The following is a 26153-nucleotide window of genomic DNA, read 5'->3' as shown; positions in this document are numbered from 1 at the left end:
CCTTTGGCCGGCATGTCCGGCGGGTCGGCCGGACACGCCGGGGATTTTCGGCGTCAGATCCTCAAAGCAGGGGAATTTCCGCAGGGCAGGCGGCCGAAAACACTCAGCAAGTTCAGAGGAAGATGTCCGGCACCAGCTGATCCTCCGGCGCGCCGAGGCTGTACGGGCTGAAGTCCGTCACCCCTGCCGCCGCCAGAACTTCTTCATCCGTGTAGAAGTTTCCGCTCCGGCTGCCGTGAGCCGGAACCGCATTGGCGCCGGTCAGCACGGCGTGGGCGGCGTCGGCCATGATTTCGGGGCTGCGGGCGCCCTTGACGATTCTGTCGCCGCCGGGCATGTTGCGGATCGCCGCGGTGTCGATCAACGTACAGGGCCAGAGCGAGTTCACGGTGACGCCGTCGGCCTTGAGCTCCTCGGCCAGCCCCAGCGTGGTCAGGCTCATGCCGTATTTCGCCATGGTGTAGGCCAGGTGCAGGCCGGCCCACTTGGGGTCCAGGTTCAGGGGCGGGGAGAGCGTGAGGATGTGCCCGGCCTCGGATGCCCGCAGGGCCGGCAGCGCCATCTTCGAGAGCAGGAAGGTGCCACGGACGTTGATGTCCTGCATGAGGTCGTAGCGCTTCATGTCCACGTCGTCGGTCGCGGAGAGATCGATCGCCGAAGCATTGTTAATGACGACGTCGATCCCGCCAAAGCGGTCCACAGCGGCGCCGACAGCGCCGGCGACGTCGGCGTCGTTGCGGACGTCGCCGACCAGCGGCAACGCCTGGCCGCCGGCGGCCTCGATCTGTTCGGCGGCGGTATAGACAGTGCCTTCCAGCCTGGCGTGCGGCTGGCCGGTCTTGGCCATCAGGACGATGTTGGCGCCGTCCCGGGCTGCGCGGAGCGCGATCGCCAGGCCGATGCCGCGGCTGCCCCCGGAGATGAGGACAGTGCGGCCCTGAAGGGAACCGGCGGCCTGGTACGGCCCTGCGGCGGTGCCCGAAGCATCATTGCTTGAAGTCATGCCCACACTCTAGCGGACTGATGTTACCGACGGGTAACAAAGCGGTGCGGGAGCTTCGCGGCGGGAAAATTGTAGGTTCCCTACAGCGGCACCTGCCAATACCGTCACTAGACTTGCCAGCAGAGCCCTGCTTTTGTGGATTCCAGCCAAAGGACACCGCAGACGGGCGCCGTACAACATAGCGACAGAGCCGGAGACATTTGATGAGCCACGATCTGACCACGACTGCGGGAAAGATTGCAGATTTCCGCGACCGCCAGGCCCGTGCCGAGCAGCCCTCCGGTCCGGAAGCGATCGCCAAGCAGCACGCGCGCGGCAAGAACACCGCCCGCGAGCGCATCGACCTGCTGCTGGACGCCGGCTCCTTCGTCGAATTTGACGCGCTGGCCGTGCACCGCTCCACCGCGTTTGGCATGGAGAAGAAGAAGCCGCTGGGCGACGGGCTCGTCTCCGGCTACGGCACGGTGGACGGCCGCCCGGTCGCGGTCTACAGCCAGGACTTCTCCGTCTACGGCGGCTCGCTGAGCCAGGTCAACGGCGAAAAGATCGTCAAGGTCCAGGAGTTCGCACTGCGCAACGGCTGCCCGGTGGTCGGGATCCTCGACGGCGGCGGTGCCCGCATCCAGGAGGGCGTCGCCTCCCTGGCCATGTTCGCGGACATCTTCCGCAACAACGTCCACGCCTCCGGAGTCGTCCCGCAGATCTCCCTCATCATGGGCCCCTCCGCCGGCGGCGCGGCGTACTCCCCCGCCCTGACCGACTACGTGGTCATGGTGGACAAGACCTCCCACATGTTCATCACCGGCCCGGACGTCATCAAGACCGTCACCGGCGAAGACGTGGACATGGAAACCCTCGGCGGTGCCCGCCAGCACAACGCCAACACCGGCACCTCGACGTACCTGGCCTCCGACGAAGCCGACGCGGTCGAGTTCGTCCGCGAACTGCTGGACTTCCTGCCCTCCAACAACCTCGCCGAAGCTCCGGCGCTGGAGCACTCCCAGGAGCTGGAGGTCGACGACGACGACCTCGCCCTGGACGCGCTGATCCCGGACTCGGCCAACCAGCCGTACGACATGCGCAAGGTCATCGAGCAGATCGTCGACGACGCTCACTTCCTGGAGATGCAGTCCCTCTACGCCCCGAACGTCATCATCGGCTACGGCCGGGTGGAGGGCCACACAGTGGGCATCGTGGCCAACCAGCCCATGCAGTTCGCCGGCACCCTGGACATTGCGGCATCGGAGAAGGCCGCCCGTTTCGTCCGGCACTGCGATGCCTTCAACATCCCCATCATCACGCTCGTTGATGTCCCGGGCTTCCTGCCCGGCAAGGACCAGGAGTTCCAGGGCATCATCCGCCGCGGCGCGAAACTGCTGTACGCCTACGCCGAGGCCACCGTGCCCAAGCTGACCGTGATCACCCGCAAGGCCTACGGCGGGGCCTACATTGTGATGGGCTCCAAGAAGCTTGGCGCGGACCTCAACCTCGCCTGGCCCACCGCCCAGATCGGCGTCATGGGCGCCCAGGGCGCCGTGAACATCCTGTACCGCCGTGAACTCGCCGCGGTGGCAGAGAACGGCGGCGACGTCGAGGCCAAGCGCGCCGAGGTGATCCGCCAGTACGAGGAAGAGCTGCTCAACCCCTACCAGGCCGCCCAGCTCGGCTACGTGGACGCCGTCATCGCACCGTCCGAGACCCGGGTGCAGATCATCAAGGGTCTGCGCGCCCTCCGGGACAAGCGGGCCGCCCTGCCCGCCAAGAAGCACGGGAACATCCCGCTGTGATCCCCACCGGCCCAGCCACCAGCCCCCTCGAGCCAGCCACCGGGCCGGAGGCCACACCCGAGGTCCTGTTCTCCGTCGCCAAGGGAGAACCGACGCCGGAAGAGCTGGCGGCGCTGACCGCCGTCGTGCTGTCCCTGGGGCAGGCCCAGCAGGCCGCACCGGAAAGCCCCGGTGTCCGGCACTGGGTCCGCCGGCAGCAGCTTCGGCTGGCACCCAGGCCCGGCCCGGAAGCCTGGCGCCGCAGCCTCGGCTGAGCGTCCTCGGCTGGGCGGCAGCCTGTTTCTCACCCTGCCCCGGAAAAAAGTTCAGTGACTCTTTCATAACCACCGCGGCCGGGCTAGTCTCGTCGGGTGACTACCGAAATCATCGCCTCAGACAACACTGCCCCCGCACGCCCGCAGACCGCCATTGACGCCGTCGCCGACGCCTACACGGACACCCTGATCCGGCTCAACCCGAGCTTCGCTACCGAGCTCGGCCTGCCCGGGCACGAGACCGAGTACCAGGACTTTTCCCCCTCCGGCCACGAGGAATTCGCGGCCGCCGCGCGCGAGGCCCTCGCGGCGCTGGACGGGCTGGAGCCGGTTGACGACGTCGACGCCGTCACCCTCGACGCCATGCACGAGCGGCTGGGCCTGCAGCTGGAAATCCACGAATCGGGCTGGCACACGGCCGATCTGAACAACATCGCGTCCCCGTCCCAGGACATCCGCGCGATCTTTGACCTCATGCCGACGGACACCGCCGGGCAGTGGGGGCACATCGCGGGCCGGGCGCACAATGTCCCCGCCGCGATCGACGGGTACATCGAGTCGCTGCGTTCGGCGATGCAGGACGGCAAGGTGGCCGCTGCCCGCCAGGTGTCGATCGTGATCGAGCAGGCCACCAAGCACGCTGCGGAAGACGGCTTCTTCGCGAAGCTCGCCGCCGGCGCCAAGACCGCGGAGGGCCCGCTCCCGGCGGAACTGCAGTTCCAGCTCGACGCCGGCACGGCCGCCGCCCGGGTGGCGTACTCCCGGCTCGCTGGCTTCCTCGAGGCCGAACTCCTGCCCGTCGCCCCGGCCAAGGACGCCGTGGGCCGCGAGCGCTACGCCCTGGCATCCCGGGACTTCCTCGGCGCCACCGTGGACCTGGAGGAGACCTACGCGTGGGGCGTCCAGGAACTCGACCGCCTCATCGCCGAACAGGAACGCGTGGCCGGGGAAATCCGGCCCGGCGCCACAGTCGAGGAAGCCAAGGAGATCCTGAACAACGATCCCGCCCGCCAGCTCAAAGGCACCGACGCCCTCCAGGCCTGGATGCAGGAACTTTCCGACAAAGCCGTCGCGGAGCTCGCCGGCGTCCACTTCGAGATCCCGGACGTCATGAAAACGCTGGAGTGCCGGATCGCACCCACCGACGAGGGCGGCATCTACTACACGGGCCCCTCGGAGGACTTCAGCCGTCCCGGCCGGATGTGGTGGTCCGTGCCGGCCGGCGAAGACACCTTCACCACCTGGGCCGAAACCACCACGGTGTATCACGAGGGCGTACCCGGCCACCACCTCCAGGTTGCTACCGCCACCTACCGCCGCGAGCTGCTGAACAAGTGGCGCCGCAGCGTGTGCTGGACCTCGGGCCACGGGGAAGGCTGGGCGCTCTATGCGGAGAGGCTCATGCAGGAACTCGGCTACCTCGGCGATCCGGGCGACCACATGGGCATGCTGGACATGCAGCGCATGCGTGCGGCCCGCGTGGTGTTCGACATCGGCGTGCACCTGGAGCTTGAGGTCCCCAAGCGCTGGGGCAGCGGCATCTGGACAGCGGACAAGGGTTTTGAGTTCCTCCGCGCCAACCTGCCGATCAGTGAGGGCCAGCTGAAGTTCGAGTTCACGCGCTACCTGGGCTGGCCGGGACAGGCACCGTCCTACAAGGTGGGCCAGCGGCTCTGGGAGCAGATCCGGGCAGAGCTGGAATCCCGCCCCGGCTTCGACCTCAAGGCCTTCCACACAAAGGCCCTGAACATCGGCTCGGTGGGCCTCGACACCCTCAAGCGCGCGCTGCTGGGGTAGGTCGCGTTCCGCGCGAACCGAAACTCGGCATGGCAGTTCGCGGCAGTGTTTCCCAAAAAACACTGCCGCGAACTGCCATCTCGCGTGACCGGCGGCGCCCGGGACGAGACAATCACCACATTCCGCCCGGGAATAACTTCACAATCGGGCAGTCTTCCGGCAGAATTCCCGGGATTTGGCCGTCGCGGCGAAAATACCGCCGCGTAACATTTCTCAACATCCGTTGGTCATGCTATTCGTGACGGTCCTAGCGTGTTCCGGTGACCACTCAGACAAGCACCCCCGCACCTGCTGGAAAGACCGGGTTCCAGCTGCCCAAATGGGCCGGCTCGTTCGGCTTCCAGATCATCGCCGCCCTGATCGTCGGCCTGGGCCTTGGCCTGCTGGCCAAGTACACCGGCAGCACCAAGGCAAACCCCAACGCCCTCGGCACCACGCTGCAGACCATCGGCTCGAGCTACGTCTCGCTGCTGCAGACCGCCGTGGTCCCCCTGATCTTCACCGCCGTCGTCAGCTCAATCTCCAACCTGCGCGCCGTTTCCAACGCTGCCCGGCTGGCCTGGAACACGCTGCTCTGGTTCGCGATCACCTCGCTGATTGCCGTCCTGATCGGCATCGGCCTGGGCGTGCTGCTGCAGCCCGGCGCCGGCACCGGCATCAGCCAGGAAGCGAAGTACGCCGGCAAGTCCGGTGACTGGTGGGCCTTCCTCACCGGGCTGTTCCCGAAGAACTTCCTGGGCCTCGGCGCAAGCACCACGGTCACCGACGGCGTCGCCACCACCGCTGTGAGCTTCAACGTCCTCCAGATCCTCGTGATCGCGATCGCCGTCGGCATCGCCGCCCTCAAAGTGGGCAAGGCGGCCGAACCCTTCCTGGCCCTGAACGCGTCCGCCCTCGCCGTCATCCAGAAAGTCCTCTGGTGGATCATCCGGATCGCGCCGCTGGGCACCGTGGGCCTGATCGGCAACGCCGTGGCCGTCTACGGCTGGGACACCATCGGCTCGCTCGGCAAGTTCACTGTGGCAATCTACATCGGCCTGGCGCTTGTGCTGTTCGTGGTCTACCCCGCCCTGGTCCGCAGCCATGGCCTGTCTGTCAGGCAGTACTTCTCCGGTGTGTGGCCGGCCGTGCAGCTGGCCTTCGTCTCACGCTCCTCGATCGGCACGCTGCCGCTGACCCAGCGCGTGACCGAGCGGAACCTGGGCGTGCCCCGCGCCTACGCCTCCTTCGCGGTGCCGCTCGGCGCGACCACCAAGATGGACGGCTGCGCCGCGATCTACCCGGCCGTGGCGGCGATCTTTGTGGCCCAGTTCTTCGGCATCCAGCTGGACTTCACCCAGTACCTGCTGATCGCGCTGGTGTCCGTCCTCGGCTCCGCCGCGACCGCCGGCACCACGGGCGCCGTCGTCATGCTGACGCTGACGCTCTCCACGCTGGGACTGCCGCTGGCCGGCGTCGGCCTCGTGCTGGCCATCGACCCGATCCTGGACATGGGCCGCACCGCCGTCAACGTGGCCGGGCAGGCCCTGATCCCGGCGATCGTGGCAAAGCGCCAGGGCATCCTGGACGAAGCGCTGTACAACGCGCCGCGCAACGGCGACCCGTTCAGCGACGACGTCGACACGTCCGCCGTTGATCCGTCCGCTGCCGCAGCTCCCGCGAGTGGACGGGACGAACGCGAACTGGCCGACGCGAAGGCGTAGCTGCTGAACGAGCGTTTTACAGGAAGCGTGTACAGGAGAAGTCCCCGGGACCCCCCGGGGACTTCTCTGGTTTTAACCAACGTTGACCTAAATCCATCGGCCCAAATCCACCGGCCCAATTCCACAGCAGCCTAGCGGCCGCCGATCACACCCTTTTCGGCGGCCTTGGTGACGGCATCCGCTTCTGCCTGGGTCAGGGTGCCGTCCTTGACGGCCTGGTCCAGCCGGGGCTTCAGGGCTGCCGCATGCCTGGCCTGCTCGGCGGTGCGCAGTTCCTCCAGGGCGGCAGTGACCTTGGCTTCCTCGATGCCGAGCGATTTCGCCAGGGATGCGGCCAGGGCCTTCTCCATCGCGGCACGGTCCGGTTTCTGTCCTGGCTGCCCGGGGGCCGGCGGGGTGGTGGGCTTGTTGGCTTCGCGGAAGGCCTTCAGAGCGTCGGCGACCTTGGCCTCGTCGACACCCAGCTTGGCCGCGAGCTCCTTGGCGCGGGCGCCGAACTCCGCGCCGCCGTGGCCGTGGCGTCCACCGCGCATGCCGTAGCCGTCGGCAGGGTTGGTCCCGGGGGCACTCGAGCTGGGGGTGGGGGTGGGGGTGGGGGTGGGCGCCGTGGTGGCGGAGGCCATCCCGGCGACTCCGAGCCCGGCGCCCAGTGCCACGGCCGCCGCCCCGAGGCCGAGCGCGATTTTGGTTGTGCGTGACATGTGCTGTCTCCTGGATCTGCGCAGTGGTGACGGCGCTTGAAGCTGATGGTTCTGCTCCGCGAGCACCTCCAGTCTGCATCCGCCCCAGCAGGGATAGCTGTTTCCCAGCTTTCACTTTCCTGTGAATCCGGCAGGGATACTGTGCAGCATGGCATCGGTCGCGCGGGCGGCAAAGGTGGGTAGGCTCCGGGCATGCTGATCGTGACATCGAATGACACTCCGGGCCATCGGATCGACGCCGTCTTCGGCGAAGTCATGGGCCAATTCCGGCGGCCTGACCAATTCAGGCGGCCAGACCAATTCAGGCGGCACGGAGGTCCCGCTCAAGCCCTGACTCCACGCTTACCGGACTCCTAAAAATACTTGCGCAGAGTGCAAACATGCACGTAGTGTAAGCGCGTGTCCACACCACCACCTCCTTCCGCCGCCCAGGCTTCGCCATCCGGTGAGTCCGGCGAATCCGGCGCCGCACCGCCATCGCGCCGCGAACTGAATAAGGCGGCCACCCGGCAGGCCATCACGGACGCCGCCATGGACTTGCTCCGCACGCGGGGTCCCGGAAACTTCACGGTGGAGGACATTGCCGAGGCAGCCGGCATATCCCGCCGCACGTTTTTCAACTACTTCGCCAGCACCGAAGTGGTCATTGCCTCGGTGACCCACGGGTTCCTGGACAAGGCACTCCAGCAGTTCCGGCTCCGCCCTGCTGGCGAGCCCATCCTGGAATCTGCGCGGGCGGCCCTGGTTGAACTCGCCGACCCCATGACAGTGGCGCCCATAGCCGAGCTGTACAGCATGGGCCAGGCGAACCCGATGCTCAGCCGTTCCGAACTGGAAGCCTGGGACCACTGCACCGTTGAGATCATCGACGCCGCCCGTGAGCGCTTCGCCCAGGGCTCCGGCGTCGAGATCGACGAACTGTACCTCCGCGCCCTCGCGGGCTCCATCATCTCGTGCGGAAAGGCCGCCATGGATGTCTGGTTCGCCCGGTGCGGCGGCGACCTCAGCCCGGATTCCCTGTCCAACCTGCGCCAGCTCCTCATTGATTCCATGAGCTTGCTCGGCTCCGGTTTCGCATCACACTCCCCCGCCACCCCTTCCCAAGATCGGCACTGACATGGCCCTATTGCTCTACCGTCTCGGCAAGTTTTCCTACCGCCACCGTTGGCTCGTCATCTCCCTCTGGCTCGCCGTCCTGGTGGCCGTCGGCGGCGCGGCGGCGGCCTTTCACGGCACCATGTCCAACAACTTCCAGATTCCGGGCACTGAAACCCAGCAGATGGCGGACAAGCTGAAGCGGGAACTGCCCAAGTCCTCGGGCGGCTCGGCCGGCATCGTGTTCGAGTCGAAGGACGGCCAATTCACCCAGGCCGGCAAAGACGCGGTCTCCGCTGCCCTGGCCAAGCTGAAAACCCTTCCCGACGTTCAGGGCACCGTGGACCCGTTCGCCACCCAGGCCCAGCTGGACAAGGCCGTCGCGGACCTTGCCGCCGGCGAGCAGCAGGCCTCCGCAGGCAAAGCGCAGCTGGACGCCTCAGCCGCCCAACTGGCCGCTGGCAAGTCCAAGCTGGCCGCCGCCGAGGAGCAGATGACCGCGGCCGGCATGTCCGCCGAGGCCATCGACGCCCAGCTCGGCCAGCAGAAGGCTGCCCTCGCGGCCGGCCAGGAAAAGCTCGACGCCGGGACCAAAGAACTTGAGGCCGGCGCGGCCAAGCTCGCCCTCGCCAAGCGCCAGCTTGAAGCCTCGCAGGGCATGCGGTTCGTTTCCGAAGACGGCACGGCGGCGATCGCACAGGTCCAGTTCAAGACCTCGATCAACGGGCTGGCCCCCGAAGTCCGCCAGCAGGTCCAGGACATCGCCCACGAAGTCTCTTCTGACGGCGTGACCGCACTGGCCAGCAAGGAAATCACCGAGGACGTCTCGGAGCTGTTCGGCATCTCCGAGATCCTCGGCATTGCCATCGCGGCCTTGGTGCTCATCGTCATGTTGGGAACCCTCATCGCCGCCGGTCTCCCCCTGCTGATGGCCCTGGTCGGTGTGGCCGTGGGCGTCGGCGGCACCTTCGCGCTCAGCAGCGCCGTCGACATGAGTTCCATCTCCCCGATGCTGGCGCTCATGCTGGGCCTCGCCGTCGGCATCGACTACTCGCTCTTCATCGTCAACCGGCACCGCGGCCAGCTCCTGGCCGGCATGGACGGGGAGGAATCCGTCGCCCTCGCCACCGGCACCTCCGGCAACGCCGTGCTGTTCGCGGGCCTGACGGTCATCATCGCCCTTGCGGCCCTCGTTATTCCGGGCCTTCCCTTCCTGGCCGTCATGGGCCTGTCCGCCGCCGCAACGGTGGCAGTCGCCGTCGTCGTCGCCCTGACCCTCACCCCTGCCATGCTGTCCCTGATCGGGCCCAGGCTCATTTCCCGCCGCGTCTGGGCCAAGGCGGAGAAGCACAACGCCGCCCCCGGCCACGAAAGCGCGGACCGTGCCCGCGACGAACGCCGCAGCAAACAGGGCTGGGGCGGCCTTGTCACCCGGCACCCGGTCCTGGCGCTGCTGGCCGGTGTCCTGCTGTTGGGCATCGTGGCGCTGCCGGCCAGCCAGTTGCGTCTCGCGCTGCCCGACGGCGGGTCCGAGCCCGTTGAGTCACAGGCGTTCAAGGCCTACGACGTCACCGGCCGCAGCTTCGGCGAAGGCATGACAGGCCCGATCGTGGTGGTGGGCGACTTCCCCGCCGGCCTGAGCGAGGACGAAGCCACGGCAATGCAGCTCGACGTCGCCGGCATCCTCCGCGGCACGGCCAACGTCACCGCAGCCGTTCCGGTGGCATTGAGCGAGGACCGCCGCACCGCGGTGTTCCAGGTCATTCCCAAGGAGGGCCCCGCCAGCGCCAGCACGGTCAAGGTGGTCTCCGAGCTCCGCGCCGAAAAGGACCGCATCAAGGACTCCACCGGTGTCAGCATCGGCCTCACGGGCCAGACAGCCGGCAACGTCGACGTCTCCACAAAGCTCGGCGACGCCCTGCCCCCGTACCTGGGCATCGTCGTCGGACTGTCGCTGATCCTGCTGCTGCTCGTGTTCCGCTCGATCGTCGTGCCGCTGCTGGCCACGGGCGGCTTCCTGCTCTCGCTGGCGGCCGCCTTCGGAGCCGTCGTCGCGGTTTACCAGTGGGGCTGGCTGGGTCCCGTGTTCGGCGTCGAAAACCCGGGCGCAGTGCTGAGCTTCCTGCCGATCATCCTGATCGGCGTGCTGTTCGGCCTGGCCATGGACTACCAGGTGTTCATCACCTCCGGCATGCGCGAATCATTCATGCACGGGGAATCGGCCAAGCATGCGGTCCGCACCGGCTTCAGCCATGCCGCGACCGTGGTCACCGCCGCCGCCATCATCATGGTCAGCGTGTTTGCCGGCTTCATCTTCTCGCACCTGAACATGGTCCGGCCGCTGGGCTTCGCGATGGCCTTCGGTGTCCTGGTGGACGCGTTTGTGGTCCGCATGACGATTGTTCCGGCCGTGATGTACCTGCTCGGCGATAAGGCGTGGTGGCTGCCCCGCTGGCTGAACCGGATCCTGCCGGATGTGGATGTTGAAGGCGCGAAGCTCCGGCCCGCGGCTTCGGCCTCAGCCTCGGCCGACAGCGAGCCCGAGCCGGAGGAGATCGGCGCGCGCTGACACTCACGGTTGGCCGATGAGTCGCCCCAAAATCGAGTTGCCCTGAAGCCGAGTTGCCCTAAAGCCGCCCGCTGATCATTCCGATCGGCGGGCGGCTTTTTTGTGCGTGCAAGCCTGGACAGCTTGAGATCCGTTCGACGCCGGTTCCCCACCAACGCCGCAGCGGTCACATTCTGCTCATCACCTTCTGCCATCCGGCCGGAAAGCAAGCCCTGTCGGTAGTATCTCCGGCATGGAAACTTTCCTCTGGCCGGGCTGTGAGTCCACTCACGGTGAGAGACCAACGTGACTGTGCTCGTGCCAGGTGCGGGGTACAAGGTCGAATCGCCTCTTCTTTACTGGCCTGCAGAACAGTTGAGAGACCGCGGCTGGCAAGTGCAGGCAATTCGCTGGACCGACGATGATGAACCTGGGGATGACCCCCACGGGTTCGCGGCTCGTGCAGTTCAACAGGCGTTCGCCGAGTTTCCGCACGCCGACCATCGACTCATCGTGGCCAAGTCGTTTGGCACGTTCTCCATTCCTTGGGCAGAAGAGGCTCAAGTGCCAGCTATTTGGCTCACTCCTATCCTCACGGATGACGTCATTCGGCGGACACTTGCTGAAACAAGTAATCCGGATCTGCTCATCGGTGGATCCAAAGACAAGTCTTGGGCAACCGCTGCGTTGTCAGAAACCGCACCGACGTTCGTTGACATTCTGGACGCCAATCACTCGTTGGAAGTCCCGAACGACTGACGTGCCTCCTTGGCCGCGCACGTTCAGGTGTTCACTGCCATTGAGCGATTCCTAACCAGCCGACTCGTCGAACCGTCCCGCTTCCTTCACCGGTAGAAAGTGCTTCTCAAACCACGTCAAGCCTCCGGGCCGCTCAGGCCGCCAGTGAGCCTGAGGGCCGCATACGCTTGAGCGTCTTCGTGCGGTGGCGCTCGTCGCGGCGCTGGCGGCGGGAATCCGCGCTCGCTTCGCCGGCAGGCGATCCGGGCAACGGTGGCGCGGTGGAGTTGTAGGTGTGGCCTGTCGGTGTCGTCAGCTGGAGGGTGTGGCGGGGACCGGGTGCGGGGCGGGCTCTCCAGCCGGGGGTTTCTTTGGTGTGGTTGCAGGCTTCGCAGAGGCCGGCGCCGTTGTCCGTGGTGGTCGGGCCGCCGGTGTGCCAGGGAATGATGTGGTCCAGGTGGCGGATGGGCGCGTCGCAGTAGGGGGTGCGGCAGGTGTCGTCGCGGGCCTGGATGAAGCGGCGCAGGCCGGGCGGGAAGAGCCGGGCGCGGGAGTCCATGCCGACGAGGTCGCCGGACCCGGGGTGGGTGTAGAGCCGCCGGAGCCAGAGTCGGAACGCGGGGTCATCGCCGCTCCCGGCGGGTGCCGCCCGGTCCAGGGCGACCGCCGGACTGGCCGTCATCGTTTCTGTCCGTGTTCGGGGCCGCGGCGCCGGGTCCAGGGGGACTGCCGCCGTCACCGCTGTGGGCGCCGGCCGTGCCGTTGATGAGGGTGCGGGCCCAGGCGGCGGGGACGGTGCCGTAGCCGGGGAGCCGGGCGGGTTCGGCGCCGGCCTGGAAGAGGGTGCGGTCGGTGATGACGAGCTGGATCTCGACCCCGCTGATCCCGCCCGGGGTCCCGGTGGTGCGTTCGACCAGGGCATCGGCCATGAGCTGCCCGCGGCCCCTCGGGTCCCCGGCGGCGCGGAGGGTGTCGGCGTGCCCGCTCAGCGCCTTGTAGACGGCGACGCCTTGGGCCACGGACAGCAGGGCGGTCAGATGACACATGGTGTCGGGGGCCGGGCGGAGGCTGACGTGCCGCTCGGTGGCGGCGTGCGCGGCGCGCTGGGTCACGGAGCGGGGGTCACGCCGGTACGCGGCGGCCCGGGCCGCGGCGACCAGGGACCGGTCACCGGCGCCGGCGAACGTCCCGGCGTCGGCGGCGAGGTCGGCGTCGACGGCGGCCCGGTCCGCGGCGGTCAGGCAGGCGGTTTCGCGCACGAGCAGGGTGGCGCGCCATTCGTTGAGCTGACCGGTCTGCAGGGCGGTGAGGGTGTGGGGCATTTTGGTCACGAGGGCTTTGGCCAGGCCCAGGAGCCGGCCGCCCTTGGCCGGGGATTCGCGCCGGGCCAGGGCGATCTGCGCGCCGATCCCGGCGCCGAGCTTCTCGGCCGGGACCCCGAGCCGGGCTTGTTCGCGGCGTTGGAGCAGGTCGAAGGCCACGGCGAGCCGGGCCTGTTCCGCGGACGCGGCGGACTTCCAGTCTTCCAGTTCCCGGATCCTGTCAATGATCCCGGCACTGTCCGTGGCCATGCGCACGGAACCCAGCGGTCCGGCGGCCGCGCCGCTCCCGGCGCGGCTGAAGCCACCGTCGCCGTGTCCTGCCGGAGCCACTTCGGGCCCGTAATTGCCGTCCATGAATCCAGTGTTTCAGGGACCTCTGACAATAACGCGCCTGTACTCCTCAGCCGAAGCTAGGCGTCACGGATTGCCGGCAGACTCAGCGGTTGCGGTAGTAGTCCTTCCAGATCAGGCGATGGAGGGGGATCACCCGCGGCAGCGACCGTAGTCCGGGGATGAACGGCAACAGGGCCAGCAACGCCGTCAGCACGAACATCGTGACGACTACGAGGGCATCGGCATTGGGCGCGGACTTGAACGGTTCCACTTGGTAAAGGAGCGAGAAGAGCCACAACCAGGACTGCCCAGGCGTATCGCCGGTTTCGTTCATCACGCCCCACTGATCCCCGGAGAGGTGTTGGCTGGCCGCAAGATCCGGGAAGTAGCCGCCGTCGCCCAAAAAGAGGAGGCCGCGCGTGTAGTTCATGTTGTAGAAGTTTCCACCGTTCTGCAGCACGCCGTCCAAACTGCCTTGGCGCGCCATATCCAGCAACGCTCCGGTCAGTGCAGGGACCGGGCCATAGTCGCCGTCGCCCACCTGGGCCGGGTCGTTATCCGGCGCAGCGGCAAGGGCGTCCGAATAGGCAGCTGCCCAGGCTGAGCGCTGCTGATCCGTGGCGGCCGTCCAGCTCGCCAGCTCTGCCGGCGGCGACGGCAGCGTCGCCAGCGGGGCGATCACGAAGTCATTGGCGGTATCAACCGGAAGGCGGACGCCGGAGAGGCTTTGAAGGTCCACGGGGCCGATCTTCTGCGTCGCGTCCGGGGTCGAGTTGTAGGGCGGCCCGTATCCGGCAGTATCGCTGGTGCCGGCAAGCTCTTTCGCGGCGGTGCCAACGAAATCCGCGGGGGCGGCCGTGGCCCACGTCTTGAGGCTCACGCTGGGCTCATCAGGGGACCCGAAGATGGCGGACACACCGAGCACGAGCAGGCCGACCACCACAACGCCGATGATCAGTTCTTTGATGAGGTCATATTCGCGGACGCTGCCCGTCCAGGGCCTGCTGGCAACGTCGTCCGCCTTCCGCCAGGAGGTACTGCTGCTTTTCCTGGTCATTGCACTGCGCCCCCGGATTCGGTGGCCTTCGGAGGTTCGGTGGCCTCCGGGCGGTTGTGAAGCAGCTGGGCGTCGGACTGCGCGGCATCTAGTGGAGGTGCAACGCCGTGGACCCGGACCAGCAGGACGTGCAGGACCACCACAGCGCCCACGGCCAAGGGCAGCAGCGTGACGTGCCAGGTGAAGAGCTGACCGACGTTGGCCACATTGAACCAAGCGCCTACTCCGACCGCGTTCAGCGCATCCTTCGCTTCGAAGGCAATCCACTGCGAATCGAAGTTCGTCTGGAGCAGATACCCGGTGAAGGCCGCCACGATGGAAACGACAAAGGAGATCACGCCGGTGATCCAGGTCAGGACCCGGCCCCCGCGCCAGGCCGCCATCCAGAATTTCAGCCACAGGTGCACCACCATGAAGATGAAGAAGAACTCCACGCTCCACAAATGCGTGCTGTTGACGAAACTCCCCAGCGAGGACACGTGATACCACTGGGGTCCGTTCAGTCCCAGCACGATCCCGGAAACGATGATCCACAGCAGGGACGCGATCGCCCCCATGCCGAATACGTACGCCCAGGATGCCACAAAGCTTGGCTGGTCCTCGGGCAAGAGTTTGTCCGGCGGAAGCTTCCTCAGGAGCCACCGGCGGGCCCTGCCGGTCAAGGTGCGGGCGTCTGTTTCATCGACCTGCGCGCCGTGTCCCGGTGTTGCAGGGGCAGTCATTTCCGCCGCTTCCCTCCGGGAAAAGGCAGGACCAAGGCCAGGATGAACAAGATGATCATCACGACGATCACGATCAGGTTTCCGGATTGGATGGTGAAGCCGTCCCAGCCAAAATATGTTCCATCACCAACCATGCCAACGCTTGCCACGAGCCATCCAGACATGAGCTGCTCGATTCTTTTTAGGATGCCGGTTCAACTCCACCACTGTCACGTATCCGCAAACAGGGTCTTCTGCCCCGTCCAGGCGCCCATCCGGGACCCCGTGTGGCTGTGCTGCGGTGGATTAGGCTGGAACGGTGACCCGCCTCATTCTTGCCTCCCAGTCCCCCGCCCGCACCAAGCTGCTCAGCCATGCCGGCATCCGGCACGAGGTCCTCGTCTCGGATGTGGACGAGGACGCCGTCCAGGCCCGCTATGGCGTAACGGATCCGCATGACACTGCCCTCCTGCTCGCCCGGGCCAAAGCCGAGGCCGTCGCTTCGCTGCCCGAGGCGGACGGTGCAATCGTGATCGGCTGCGACTCGGTCTTCGAGTTCGACGGCGAGGCCCACGGCAAGCCCTACACTGCCGACGTCGCCCGCGAACGCATGCTCCGCATGAGCGGCAGCATGGGCGTCCTGCACACCGGCCACTGGCTCGTGGACTGCCGCGACACGGACGGCGATACCGATGGCGATACCGACGGCGAAGGGGCGGACGACGACGGCGCCGGCACCGCACGCGGCACCGGCGCCACCCTGGGCTCGGTGTCCTCCGCCGAGGTGCACTTCATGGAGATGAGCGCCGAGGAAATCGAAACTTACATCGCTACCGGCGAGCCGCTCCAGTGCGCCGGCTCCTTCACGATCGACGGCTATGGCGGGGCGTTCATCCGCAAGGTCGACGGCGACCCCCACACCGTCGTCGGGCTCTCCATCTCTACCCTGCGCGCGCTGCTCGGCCAGGCAAATGTGGGCATCACCGAGCTCTGGACGGGCGGGGCCGTGGACCCGGCGGACGTCCGCGCCGAGTGAGGACGCAGTAAGGACAGAGCAGAGACAGAGCAGCGACAGAGTGAGCGCGGAGTGAGCCATTTCGCCGCCCTTTGTGGCAACCCTACAAAGGAAGGGCCGTATACGCGCGGAATCCGCAAGTAATATCGGCGGAACCCTCAAAACCGCGCTAGGCTCCCTGAAGGAAAGAAGGAGACGCCTTGTCAGCAAATTCGGAGCAGTCCGCACCCACCGTGCCGGGATCAACACAGTCATCTACAGCCGCGGGCACCCGCCGACTGACCAAGGTGCTGATCGCCAACCGCGGAGAAATTGCGGTGCGCATCATCCGCGCCGCCCGCGATGAAGGCATCGCCTCGGTGGCTGTCTACGCGGACCCCGACCGCGACGCGCTCCACGCCCGGCTCGCCGACGAGGCCTACGCCCTCGGTGGCAACACCGCGGCGGAGTCCTACCTCGTGATGGACAAGATCATCGACGTCGCCCGCCAGTCCGGCGCGGACGCCATCCACCCCGGCTACGGCTTCCTGGCCGAGAATGCCGAATTCGCCGCCAAGGTGATCGGTGCCGGCATCACGTGGATCGGGCCCTCCCCCGAAGCGATCTCTGCTCTCGGGGACAAGGTCCAGGCCCGCCACATCGCCGAGAAGGTCGGCGCCCCGCAGGTCCCCGGCACCGCCGACCCGGTCGAATCCGCCGAGGAAATCCTCGAGTTCGTGGACAAGTTCGGCCTGCCGGTCGCCATCAAGGCGGCCTTCGGCGGCGGCGGTCGCGGCATCAAGGTGGCCCGCACCCGCGAAGAAATCCCCGAACTCTTTGAATCCGCCGTGCGCGAGGCCACCGCCGCCTTTGGCCGCGGCGAGTGCTTCATCGAGCGTTTCCTGGACGCCCCGCGGCACGTCGAGACGCAGTGCCTCGCCGACGCCCACGGCAACGTCGTGGTGGTCTCCACCCGCGACTGCTCGCTCCAGCGGCGTAACCAGAAGCTCGTCGAAGAAGCCCCGGCCCCCTTCCTCACCGAGGAACAGAACCGCCGGCTCTACGAATCCTCCAAGGCCATCCTCAAGGAAGCCGGCTACCTAGGCGCCGGCACGTGCGAATTCCTCGTCGGCCAGGACGGCACCATCTCCTTCCTCGAGGTCAACACCCGCCTCCAGGTGGAGCACTGCGTCTCCGAGGAAGTCACCGGAATCGACCTCGTCCGCGAGCAGTTCCGGCTGGCCTGGGGCGAAGAACTCGGCTACGGCGACCCGGAAGTCCGCGGCCACTCGATCGAATTCCGCATCACCGGCGAGGACCCGGGACGCAACTTCATGCCTGCTCCGGGCACCATCACGACACTGAAGAACCCCACCGGACCCGGCGTCCGCATCGATTCCGGCGTGGAGCAGGGCGATGTCATCAGCGGCAACTTCGACTCCATGCTCTCGAAGCTGATCGTCACCGGCGCCACCCGCACCCAGGCCCTGCAGCGGTCCCGCCGCGCCCTTGAGGAAATGGTGGTGGAAGGTATCCCCACCGTCATCCCGTTCGACCTCGCGGTTGTCACCAACCCCGATTTCGCACCGGCCGACGGCGCGTTCAAGGTGCACACCCGCTGGATCGAGACCGCGTTCGTCAACGACATTCCCGCCTGGACCCCCACGGGCACCGAGACCGAAGCGGCCGATTCCGGCGACCGCCAGCGCGTCGTCGTCGAGGTCGGCGGCAAGCGCCTGGAAGTGGTTCTGCCGGCGTCGCTGGGCTCGATCAGCAACGCGGCAGGCGCCAAGCCGGCCAAGGCCAAGAAGCGCTCCCGCGGTGGCGGCGCAGCCGTGGCCGCGAGCGGCAACGCGCTGACCTCCCCCATGCAGGGGACCATCGTGAAGGTGGCCGTGGCCGAAGGTGACACCGTGGCCGAGGGCGATCTCGTCGTCGTGCTCGAAGCGATGAAGATGGAACAGCCGCTCACCGCCCACCGCGCCGGGATCGTGATCGGCCTCTCCGCGGCGGCCGGCGAGACTGTCTCCGCCGGCGCCGTGATCGCCATGATCGAGGACGGCGAGGAGTAGTCGACGCTGCCGGTCGCGGGCGCGCCTCTGGCGCCTCCGTGACCGGCCAGTAGAGACTAGGTGTGTGAAGCCATTCCTGCTCCTCGCCTCGCGCGCGGAAGACACCGCCGCCGAGGAAGAATACCGCGCCTATCTTCGTTACTGCGGGCTCAAGCCGGAGCAGCTGCACCGCATCCGGATGGAAGCCGCACCGCTGCCTGACCTGGAACTGTCGGACTATTCGGGCGTCATTGTGGGCGGCAGTCCCTTCACCTCCAGCGACCCGGCCGAGCACAAGAGCGCCACCCAGCACCGGGTGGAGCGAGAACTCGCCGGGCTGCTGGACAGGATCGTGGCCGAGGACTTCCCGTTCCTCGGCGCCTGCTACGGCGTCGGCACCCTCGGACTGCATCAGGGCGCCGTGATCGACCGGACCTACGGTGAAGGCCTCGGCGGTGTAACCATCAAACTGACGGCGGAAGGGCTGCAGGATCCCCTCCTGCGCGGACTGCCGGAGAGCTTCACGGCGTTCACCGGCCACAAGGAAGCCTGCACCGTCCTGCCCTCCCACGCGGTGCTGCTGGCGAGCTCGGCCGCCTGCCCGGTGCACATGTTCCGGATCAAGACCAACCTGTACGCCACCCAGTTCCACCCTGAGCTCGATGCCGAAGGGCTCGTCACGAGGATCGATATCTACCGCCACGCCGGTTACTTCCCGCCGGAATCGGCCGAAATGCTCATGGAGGACGCCCGACGGTTCACCGCGACGGAACCGATGAAAATCCTGCGGAACTTCGTGGAGCGCTACGCCGGCTGAGGGCCCCGCCCACGGAAAAGCCCGGTGTGTTCACTGAACACACCGGGCTTTTTGCCTTAGTGGAGAGCGTTAGGCCACATTGTTGGTGTAGTCGATGTCCCGGGTTTCCTTGCTCACGAACAGGGCGATCAGCGTCAGCACGGCCATGGAGGCGAGGTAGACGCCCACCAGCACTGTGCTGCCTCCCGCCAGTTCCCAGAGCCAAACGGCGATGAACGGAGCCACGGCTGCACCCAGGATGCTGGAGACGTTGTAGCTGATGGCGGAGCCGGTGTACCGGACATTGCCCGGGAACAACTCCGGCAGGAGCGCACCCATGGGACCGAACGTCAGGCCCATGAGCGAGAAGCCGATGATCAGCAGTGCCATGGCGCCCACGAATCCGGCGCTGAACAGCGGAACGAACAGCAGGCCGAAGGCGAGGATGCCGGAAGTTACAACAATCAGCATCTTGCGGCGGCCGAATTTCTCAGCCAGCGGGCCGGAGACCAGCGTGAAGATACCGAAGAATACGACGCCGGCGATCAGCATCCAGAGGAAGTCGTTCCGGCTGTAGCCCAGGCCCGGGACGAACGCTGCGGCAGCGGCCTCGGTCATCGGTTTGCCGGCCTTTTCGGCGGCGGCCTTAGCGGTGTCCAGGCTGGACGCCCGGGTGCCGTAGGTCAGCGTGAACGTGGTCATCAGGTAGAAGAGCACGTAGGTGGCGAGCATGATGAACGTGCCCAGGATCAGCGGACGCCAGCTGGTCTTGAAGACCCGTGCCAGCGGCAGCTTGGCAACCTCATTGGATTCGAGGACCTTGGTGAAGGCCGGGGTTTCGATCAGCTTGAGGCGCACGTAGAGGCCGATGATGACCATGACGGCACTGAGCAGGAACGGCACCCGCCAGCCCCATTCCATGAAGGCCTCCGGCGTCAGGGTGTAGCTGAAGACCAGGAAGATCACGTTGGCGATGATGAAGCCGATCGGGGCTCCCAGCTGTGGGAACGTGCCGTAGATGGCCCGCTTGTTCGACGGGGCGTTTTCGGTGGCCAGCAGCGCCGCGCCGCTCCATTCGCCGCCGAGGGCCAGGCCCTGGCAGAAGCGCAGGACCACGAGGAGCGCCGGGGCCCAGAAGGCCCAGCCCGGGACGCTCGCCGTCGGCAGGCAGCCGATCAGGAAGGTGGCAATGCCCATGGTCAGCAGCGAGGCAACGAGCGTGCCCTTGCGGCCGAACTTGTCACCGAAGTGGCCGAAGACCACCGAGCCGAGCGGGCGGGCGATGAACGCGACGCCGAATACAGCGAAGGATGCCAGCAGCTGGGTGGTCTCGTTCTGCCCGGGAAAGAAGAGCTTCGGGAAAACCAGCACGGCAGCGGTGGCGTACACGTAGAAGTCATAGAACTCGACGGTGGTGCCGATCAGGCTGGCGACAATCACGCGGCCGCGCGAATTCACCTGCTTGGTAGACCCACGCTCCGCGGAGGTTGCAGTGGATGACATGTAGTAACGCTTTCATGAAGACCGGTCGGATGTTCCCCAAGAGCCCGATGCCCGGGGCCGCCGGCTAGGGATTCGTATAAGTCCGATATTAGTTCCCACCGTCCAGTAAATGGACAAATGGTCCGTTATTTGGACACCGTGTCGTTGTCTCACGTGGTGGTCGTCACACCCATTCTCACACCGTCATAAAAGCCCCGATAGGCAAAAGTCACAGCGCGTTAATAAACCGCGACCGTCCCTGAAACGCGGCATCCCTACCTTTGAAGGACAACACCCCCCAAGGAGGTCTCCTAAGTGACTGCTGAACGCACCGCCGAAATCGGCACCGCAGATGCCGGCGCCGCCCGCACCGACGCCCTTACCCTCGACCACCGGCCCGGCCGCTGGATCGCCAACTGGGATGCAGAAAACAAGGAACAGTGGGAATCGGCCGGCCGCTCCATCGCCCGGCGCAACCTGAACTGGTCCATCTTCGCCGAGTTCCTGGGCTTCGTGGTCTGGCAGCTCTGGTCGATTGTTGTGGTCCAGCTTCCCGCCGCTGGTTTCACATTCTCCACCAGCGAGATCTTCTGGCTGATCTCCATGCCCAGCCTGGTAGGCGCCACGCTGCGGATCCCCTACACGTTTATGGTCCCCCGCTTCGGCGGCCGCAACTGGACCATCGCCTCGGCCCTGCTGCTGCTCCTCCCCTCGATCGGGCTGGCCATGTGCGTCTCCAACCCGGAGACCCCTTTCGGCACCATGCTGTTCGTGGCAGCCCTCGCCGGCTTCGGCGGCGGCAACTTCGCCAGTTCGATGGCCAACATCACCTTCTTCTACCCGGCCCGCGAAAAGGGCTGGGCCCTGGGACTGAACGCCGCCGGCGGCAACCTCGGTGCCGCCGTCGCACAGCTTGCCGTTCCGATCGCCATCACGCTGCTGGCAGCCGGCACCGTCAACCTGCCCGTCGCCGGCCTCATGTGGGTTCCGCTGATCCTCCTGGCAGCCTTCGGTGCCTGGAAGTACATGGACAACCTCACCAGCGCCAAGGGCGATGTCGCGGGCTCGCTCGCCGCGCTCAAGGAACCGCACCTGTGGATCATGGCGCTGCTGTACATCGGCACCTTCGGCTCCTTCATCGGCTTCGCCGGCGTGTTCCCCAAGCTCATCAAGGACTACTTCCCGGCGTTCTCCTCAATCGGCGTCGGCACTGTGGCACTGTCCCTGGCCTTCCTCGGCCCGCTGGTCGGATCCCTGGCCCGCCCCTTCGGCGGACGCCTGGCGGACCGGATGGGCGGGGCCCGCATGACCGTCGCGGCGTTCGCGGCCATGGCCGTCATCACCCTGACCATGCTCTGGACCCTGCCGCTGAAGAACTTCTGGCTCTTCCTGTTCCTGTTCCTGCTCCTTTTCACCGCCAGCGGCTTCGGGAACGGCGCCACGTACCGCATGATCCCGATCATCTTCGCCACCTCCAGCCGGGCCGCCCGCTCCGGTGCCAGCACGGTGACCACCCAGCGGCTCGCGTCCTCGGCCCTGGGCCTGATCTCGGCCATCGGCGCCTACGGCGGATTCATCATCCCTCAGGTCCTCAACGCCTCCAACACCGCCAGCGGCTCCTACACGTCAGCCTTCTACGGCTTCATCGGGGCCTACGTCCTGATGCTGGTGGTCTGCTGGTTCTTCTACATCCGCAACGCCAACCGAAACGCGATGGGACACGTCTAACATGACCACCGGCGCCGACACGCACTGCCCCTACTGCGCCCTGCAGTGCGCCATGACGCTCACATCTCCAGCGGCTCTGACCCCGGCTGTCCAGCCGGGGTCAGACCCCGTGTCGGAGCAGTCTGCGGCCGACACCCCCGTCGCCCTGCCTCTTCTGACAGTCGCCGGCCGGGATTTCCCCACCAACCGCGGCGGTCTGTGCCGCAAGGGCTGGACCTCGGCCTCACTGCTGAACCACACCGGCCGCGTCACGGAGCCCCTGCTCAAGGGCGCCGACGGCGTCCACCGCCCGGTCAGCTGGGACGAGGCCCTCGGGCGGATCGTCTCGGCTGTGAAGCAGGCCCGCGCCGAGCACGGGGCGGACGCCGTCGGCGTGTTCGGCGGCGGCGGCCTCACCAACGAGAAGGCCTACCAGCTGGGCAAGTTCGCCCGGCTGGCCCTGGGCACTTCGCGGATCGATTACAACGGACGGTTCTGCATGTCCTCGGCCGCCGCGGCCGGCATGCGCGCGTTCGGCCTGGACCGCGGGCTGCCGTTCCCGCTGGCGGACCTCGACGCCGCCAGCACCATCCTGATGCTCGGCTCCAACGTGGCCGAGACCATGCCGCCCTTCGTCCAGCACCTCCAGGGTGCGCGCGACGCCGGCGGGCTGATTGTGGTCGACCCCCGCCGCTCCGCCACCGCCGCTTTCACGTCCGACGGCGGCGGCCTGCACCTGCAGCCGTTGCCCGGCACCGACCTCGCCCTGCTCCTGGGGATCTCCCACGCGGTGATCCACGAGGGCCTCGCCGACGCCGGGTACATCGCGGACCGGACCACCGGTTACGAAGCCGCGGTCCGCAGCGTCGCGAGCTTCTGGCCGGAACGCGTCCAGTCGATCACCGGCGTCCCGGCCGGTCTGATCCGTGAAACCGCCCGGCGGCTGGCCGACGGCGCCGGCAAGGGCGGCAGCTATATCCTCACCGGCCGCGGCGTCGAACAGCACGTCGACGGCACCGACACCGCCACGGCCGCCATCAATCTCGCCCTCCTGCTGGGCCTGCCGGGCTCCGCGCGCAGCGGCTACGGCACACTCACCGGCCAGGGCAACGGCCAGGGCGGCCGCGAACACGGCCAGAAGGCGGACCAGCTCCCCGGCTACCGGAAGATCACCGATCCCGCCGCCCGCGCCCACATGGCAAAGGTCTGGGGCGTGCCCGAAGCCCTGATCCCGGGCCCCGGCCTCCCCGCCGTCGAACTCCTCAAGTCCCTTGGACAGCCCGACGGCGTCCGGTGCCTCTTCGTGCACGGCGCCAACGTGGCGGTGTCCGCCCCGGATGCGAACGCCGTGATCGCGGGCCTGCGCAGCCTGGACTTCCTGGTGGTGTGCGACTTCTTCCTCTCCGAGACCGCCGCCGAGGCGGACCTGGTCCTGCCGGTCACCCAGTGGGCCGAGGAAGAAGGAACCCTGACCAACCTCGAGGGCCGCGTGCTGCGCCGCCGCCGGGCCCTCACTCCCCCGCCCGGTGTCCGCAGCGAGCTGTGGATCATGACCCGGCTGGCCGAAATGCTGGACGCGCCGTCCGCGTTCAGCGAGGACCCGGAAACCGTGTTCGAGGAACTCCGGCTCGCGTCCTCCGGCGGCCTGGCCGACTACTCCGGGATCGACTACGCCATGCTGGACCGCGGCGAGGCCGCCTACTGGCCCTACCCCGCCGGAAGCGAAGGAACGCCGCGGCTCTTCCTGGAGGCCTTTGCCCACGCGGGCGGCCGGGCCGTGTTCACGGCAGTGACGCCCCGGCGTCGTTCTGTTTCTTCGAGCTCTGCGGACCGCGCCGGTGTTGGTCAGTCCGGAACGCCGATGACCCTCATCACCGGCCGCCTCATGGAGCACTACCAGTCCGGCGCGCAGACCCGCCGGGTGGCCGCGCTGGCCGAAGCCCAGCCGGAGGCGCGGCTGCAGCTCCACCCCGCCGCGGCCGCCGCCCAGGGAATCGCCGACGGCGACTACGTCTCGATTTCCAACGAACGAGGCGTGGTCAGCTGCCGGGCCGAACTGAGCACGGACATCCGCCCGGAGACGGTGTTCCTGCCGTTCCATTTTCCGGAACTCGAGAGCGCCAACCGGCTCACCGAGTCCGCCACGGACCCCATATCCGGGATGCCCGAGTTCAAGACCAGCAAGGTGTGGATCCGCCTGGCGGTTCCCGGCGGCGCGATGTGCGGGGACGCAGTTTCCGTGGGCGCGGCGGGCAATCGCAGCGGAGTTCCGGCCCGCGTTCTTCAAGCAGAGGAGACCTCATGACTGAGCGGATTGTGGTGGTGGGCTTCGGGCCCGTCGCCGCGCGGCTGATCGACGAGCTGTTGCCGGCCGTGCGCAGCGGCATCGCCCACCTGACGGTGATCGGTGACGAGCCCGAGGCGGCGTACAACCGCGTGCTGGTGGCCGATCTTGGCGTCGGCCGGACCACGCCGGCCGCCCTGGCCCTCGCCGACGCGGCAGCGTTGGTGGCCGACGGCGTCGACGTCCGGCTGGGCGTCCGCGTCCGCCGTGTGGACCGTGCCCGGCAGCAAGTTTTGTTGAGCGATGGCACCTCCCCCGGCTATGAGCGGCTCGTCTTCGCCACCGGTTCGCGCCCTGTCATCCCCAACCTCACCGGCCTCAACCCGGACCCGGCCGCGCCGGTGCTGCCGCCGGGCGTGACCGCCCTGCGGGATCTCCGCGATGCCTCCGTGCTCCATTCCGCCGTTGCAGGCGGAAAGCGGGTGGTGGTCCTGGGCGGCGGCGTGCTGGGCCTGGAGACGGCCCTCGCCGCGGCCGAGGAAGGCGCCACCGTGACTGTGGTGCACAACGGCCCGCACCCCCTGGGCCGGAACATCGACCGCGGCGGCGGCTCCGTACTCGCGGCTTCCTTGCGGAATTGCGGCGTGCGGGTGGCGGGCAACGCCCGCTCGGTCGGCGTGGAGCACAACGCGCCCGACGGCGGCTTCTCGGCCCTGCTGCTCGATGACGGCTCCGCGATCGACGGCGACCTTCTGGTGCTCTCCTGCGGTGTCCGGCCGCGGACCGAACTGGCGGAAGGCTGCGGGCTCTCCACCGCCGCCGGGATCCTGGTGGACCACAAGCTCCGTGCCCACCACGAACCCCACATCTTTGCGATCGGCGACTGCGCCGAAGTCCGCTGCCCGGACCCCGAGTGCGTTCAGTGCCGGACCGCGCGCGGCCCGTCCGGCCTGGTGGGCCCGGGCTGGCGGCAGGCCGAATGGCTCGCCGACTATCTGACCCTGTTGGCGTCCGGCGCTTCTGCCGAGGCGGAAGCCTTGCCGTCCCTTGCGGCGGAGCTTCCGGGCGTGATCGTGCTCAAGGCCCGCGGCATGAACATGGCCGTGGCCGGGGATGTTTCCGCAGACCCGTGGGACGAGGAAGCCCTGACGGCCGGTGCCGTGAACGGCCGGGCGCGGCTGCAGATTGCCCAGTGGGCCGATCCCGAGCACGGCCGCTACGTGAAGATGACCACCCGGGCCGGCGTGCTCGAGGGCCTCGTGTCCGTGGGTATGCCGCGCACCTCGGCCGAGCTGGTGCAGCTGTTTGAACGCGGCGCGGAACTCCCCGCGGACAGGTCGCTGCTGCTGCGCCTGGACGGGCCGGACCAGGCCGCTGCCGCGGGTTCCGCCGACCCGGGCCGGACGGTCTGCCGGTGTGCGGGCGTCAGCGGGACGGCCATAGCCGCCGCTGCCTCCGATGGCTGCGGGACGGTGCCCGAGGTATCCGCGGCCACCCGCGCCGGCACCGGCTGCGGCGGCTGCCACGACGACATCAAGGGGATCATCGAGGCCCACTTTCAGGGGGCGGTTGCCTGATCGTGGGGTGTCCTGAAGGCAGGGAGCCCGGACCAGCCTGAGGCACAGTTCAGAAACGTTTACTGCGCTGCGCTGTCGAACGTCTTCTGCCACTGGGCATGCTCGCGGCCTGCGTCCAGCCGGCGGTTCGCAGTCCACCTGGGCAGGTATTCGGGCGCGGGCATCTCGCGGGCAGGCTGGGGCTTGGACTTGGGCTCAGGCCGGGTCTGGACAGGCTTGGGTT

At 67.6% G+C, this 26153-nt stretch carries 19 protein-coding genes and 1 pseudogene; 13 read left to right on the top strand and 7 right to left on the bottom strand.

What is annotated here, in order from left to right; genetic code table 11:
* Window positions 1–112 precede the first annotated feature (112 nt).
* Entirely contained in the window at window positions 113–1003 is an 891-nt protein-coding gene (locus tag MRBLAR12_RS17355) for an SDR family oxidoreductase (protein WP_229993781.1), read from the bottom strand.
* A 203-nt stretch (window positions 1004–1206) separates the two neighbouring features.
* Here MRBLAR12_RS17355 and MRBLAR12_RS17350 point away from each other — a divergent pair, with 203 nt between their 5' ends.
* The 4 genes from MRBLAR12_RS17350 (at window position 1207) to MRBLAR12_RS17335 (ending at window position 6544) form a co-directional block, all read left to right on the top strand.
* On the top strand, window positions 1207–2790 hold the full coding sequence (locus tag MRBLAR12_RS17350) for an acyl-CoA carboxylase subunit beta (RefSeq protein ID WP_229993782.1): 1584 nt from the start codon (window positions 1207–1209) through the stop codon (window positions 2788–2790).
* On the top strand, window positions 2790–3044 hold the full coding sequence (locus MRBLAR12_RS17345; RefSeq protein ID WP_414645537.1) for an acyl-CoA carboxylase subunit epsilon: 255 nt from the start codon (window positions 2790–2792) through the stop codon (window positions 3042–3044). Before MRBLAR12_RS17350 ends, MRBLAR12_RS17345 begins: the two co-directional genes overlap by 1 nt.
* Window positions 3045–3140: 96 nt before the next feature.
* Window positions 3141–4841, top strand: coding sequence for a DUF885 domain-containing protein (locus MRBLAR12_RS17340; RefSeq protein WP_414645529.1), 1701 nt, complete (start codon window positions 3141–3143; stop codon window positions 4839–4841).
* Window positions 4842–5101: 260 nt separating this feature from the next.
* Window positions 5102–6544 (top strand): dicarboxylate/amino acid:cation symporter, encoded by a 1443-nt coding sequence (locus MRBLAR12_RS17335; RefSeq protein ID WP_364747301.1) that lies wholly within the window; start codon window positions 5102–5104, stop codon window positions 6542–6544.
* Window positions 6545–6675: 131 nt separating this feature from the next.
* Here the strand turns inward: MRBLAR12_RS17335 and MRBLAR12_RS17330 are convergent, their stop codons facing one another.
* Window positions 6676–7245, bottom strand: a complete 570-nt coding sequence (locus MRBLAR12_RS17330) for a hypothetical protein (protein WP_364747299.1) — start codon at window positions 7243–7245, stop codon at window positions 6676–6678.
* A 399-nt stretch (window positions 7246–7644) separates the two neighbouring features.
* Here MRBLAR12_RS17330 and MRBLAR12_RS17325 point away from each other — a divergent pair, with 399 nt between their 5' ends.
* The 3 genes from MRBLAR12_RS17325 (at window position 7645) to MRBLAR12_RS17315 (ending at window position 11647) form a co-directional block, all read left to right on the top strand.
* Complete coding sequence (locus tag MRBLAR12_RS17325) at window positions 7645–8361, top strand: TetR/AcrR family transcriptional regulator (RefSeq protein ID WP_229993237.1); 717 nt, start codon at window positions 7645–7647, stop codon at window positions 8359–8361.
* A gap of 1 nt (window position 8362) precedes the next feature.
* Window positions 8363–10909 (top strand): MMPL family transporter, encoded by a 2547-nt coding sequence (locus MRBLAR12_RS17320; RefSeq protein ID WP_364747297.1) that lies wholly within the window; start codon window positions 8363–8365, stop codon window positions 10907–10909.
* Window positions 10910–11194: 285 nt separating this feature from the next.
* On the top strand, window positions 11195–11647 hold the full coding sequence (locus MRBLAR12_RS17315; protein WP_364747295.1) for a hypothetical protein: 453 nt from the start codon (window positions 11195–11197) through the stop codon (window positions 11645–11647).
* Window positions 11648–11780: 133 nt separating this feature from the next.
* On the opposite strand, the pseudogene MRBLAR12_RS17310 reads toward MRBLAR12_RS17315, so the two are convergent.
* The 4 genes and pseudogenes from MRBLAR12_RS17310 to MRBLAR12_RS17295 all read right to left on the bottom strand — a co-directional run bounded on the left by MRBLAR12_RS17310 (window position 11781) and on the right by MRBLAR12_RS17295 (window position 15224).
* Window positions 11781–13197 (bottom strand): annotated as a pseudogene (locus tag MRBLAR12_RS17310) (DUF222 domain-containing protein).
* A 187-nt stretch (window positions 13198–13384) separates the two neighbouring features.
* Complete coding sequence (locus tag MRBLAR12_RS17305; RefSeq protein ID WP_364747293.1) at window positions 13385–14338, bottom strand: hypothetical protein; 954 nt, start codon at window positions 14336–14338, stop codon at window positions 13385–13387.
* Window positions 14335–15060 (bottom strand): cytochrome b N-terminal domain-containing protein, encoded by a 726-nt coding sequence (locus tag MRBLAR12_RS17300; RefSeq protein WP_364747291.1) that lies wholly within the window; start codon window positions 15058–15060, stop codon window positions 14335–14337. The genes MRBLAR12_RS17305 and MRBLAR12_RS17300 overlap by 4 nt, the downstream gene beginning before the upstream one ends.
* Window positions 15057–15224, bottom strand: coding sequence for a hypothetical protein (locus tag MRBLAR12_RS17295; protein ID WP_223914108.1), 168 nt, complete (start codon window positions 15222–15224; stop codon window positions 15057–15059). Before MRBLAR12_RS17295 ends, MRBLAR12_RS17300 begins: the two co-directional genes overlap by 4 nt.
* Window positions 15225–15358: 134 nt before the next feature.
* Here MRBLAR12_RS17295 and MRBLAR12_RS17290 point away from each other — a divergent pair, with 134 nt between their 5' ends.
* The 3 genes from MRBLAR12_RS17290 (at window position 15359) to MRBLAR12_RS17280 (ending at window position 18901) form a co-directional block, all read left to right on the top strand.
* Window positions 15359–16075 carry a Maf family protein gene (locus MRBLAR12_RS17290; RefSeq protein ID WP_229993234.1) on the top strand — a complete coding sequence of 239 codons (717 nt, stop codon included), beginning with the start codon at window positions 15359–15361 and terminating at the stop codon, window positions 16073–16075.
* A gap of 179 nt (window positions 16076–16254) precedes the next feature.
* Window positions 16255–18105: an acetyl/propionyl/methylcrotonyl-CoA carboxylase subunit alpha gene (locus tag MRBLAR12_RS17285; RefSeq protein ID WP_414645528.1), complete on the top strand. Its 1851-nt coding sequence runs from the start codon at window positions 16255–16257 to the stop codon at window positions 18103–18105.
* Between the two features lie 64 nt (window positions 18106–18169).
* Complete coding sequence (locus MRBLAR12_RS17280) at window positions 18170–18901, top strand: glutamine amidotransferase (RefSeq protein WP_229993233.1); 732 nt, start codon at window positions 18170–18172, stop codon at window positions 18899–18901.
* A 69-nt stretch (window positions 18902–18970) separates the two neighbouring features.
* Here the strand turns inward: MRBLAR12_RS17280 and MRBLAR12_RS17275 are convergent, their stop codons facing one another.
* Window positions 18971–20383, bottom strand: coding sequence for an MFS transporter (locus MRBLAR12_RS17275; protein ID WP_229993232.1), 1413 nt, complete (start codon window positions 20381–20383; stop codon window positions 18971–18973).
* A 294-nt stretch (window positions 20384–20677) separates the two neighbouring features.
* Here MRBLAR12_RS17275 and MRBLAR12_RS17270 point away from each other — a divergent pair, with 294 nt between their 5' ends.
* Genes MRBLAR12_RS17270 through MRBLAR12_RS17260 form a run of 3 tightly spaced genes read left to right on the top strand, consistent with a single transcriptional unit; the run spans window position 20678 to window position 25930 of the window.
* Window positions 20678–22090, top strand: a complete 1413-nt coding sequence (locus MRBLAR12_RS17270; protein ID WP_414645527.1) for an MFS transporter — start codon at window positions 20678–20680, stop codon at window positions 22088–22090.
* A 1-nt stretch (window position 22091) separates the two neighbouring features.
* The gene (locus MRBLAR12_RS17265) at window positions 22092–24374 is read left to right on the top strand and encodes a molybdopterin oxidoreductase family protein (protein WP_229993231.1); all 2283 of its coding nucleotides are present in this window, start codon (window positions 22092–22094) and stop codon (window positions 24372–24374) included.
* Window positions 24371–25930 carry an FAD-dependent oxidoreductase gene (locus tag MRBLAR12_RS17260; protein ID WP_229993230.1) on the top strand — a complete coding sequence of 520 codons (1560 nt, stop codon included), beginning with the start codon at window positions 24371–24373 and terminating at the stop codon, window positions 25928–25930. Before MRBLAR12_RS17265 ends, MRBLAR12_RS17260 begins: the two co-directional genes overlap by 4 nt.
* Window positions 25931–26153: the final 223 nt, after the last annotated feature.

Origin of the sequence: Arthrobacter sp. LAR12-1-1.1, assembly GCF_040676555.1 — a bacterium.
Lineage (GTDB): Bacteria > Actinomycetota > Actinomycetes > Actinomycetales > Micrococcaceae > Arthrobacter.
This window is presented reverse-complemented; position numbering and strand designations above follow the sequence as displayed.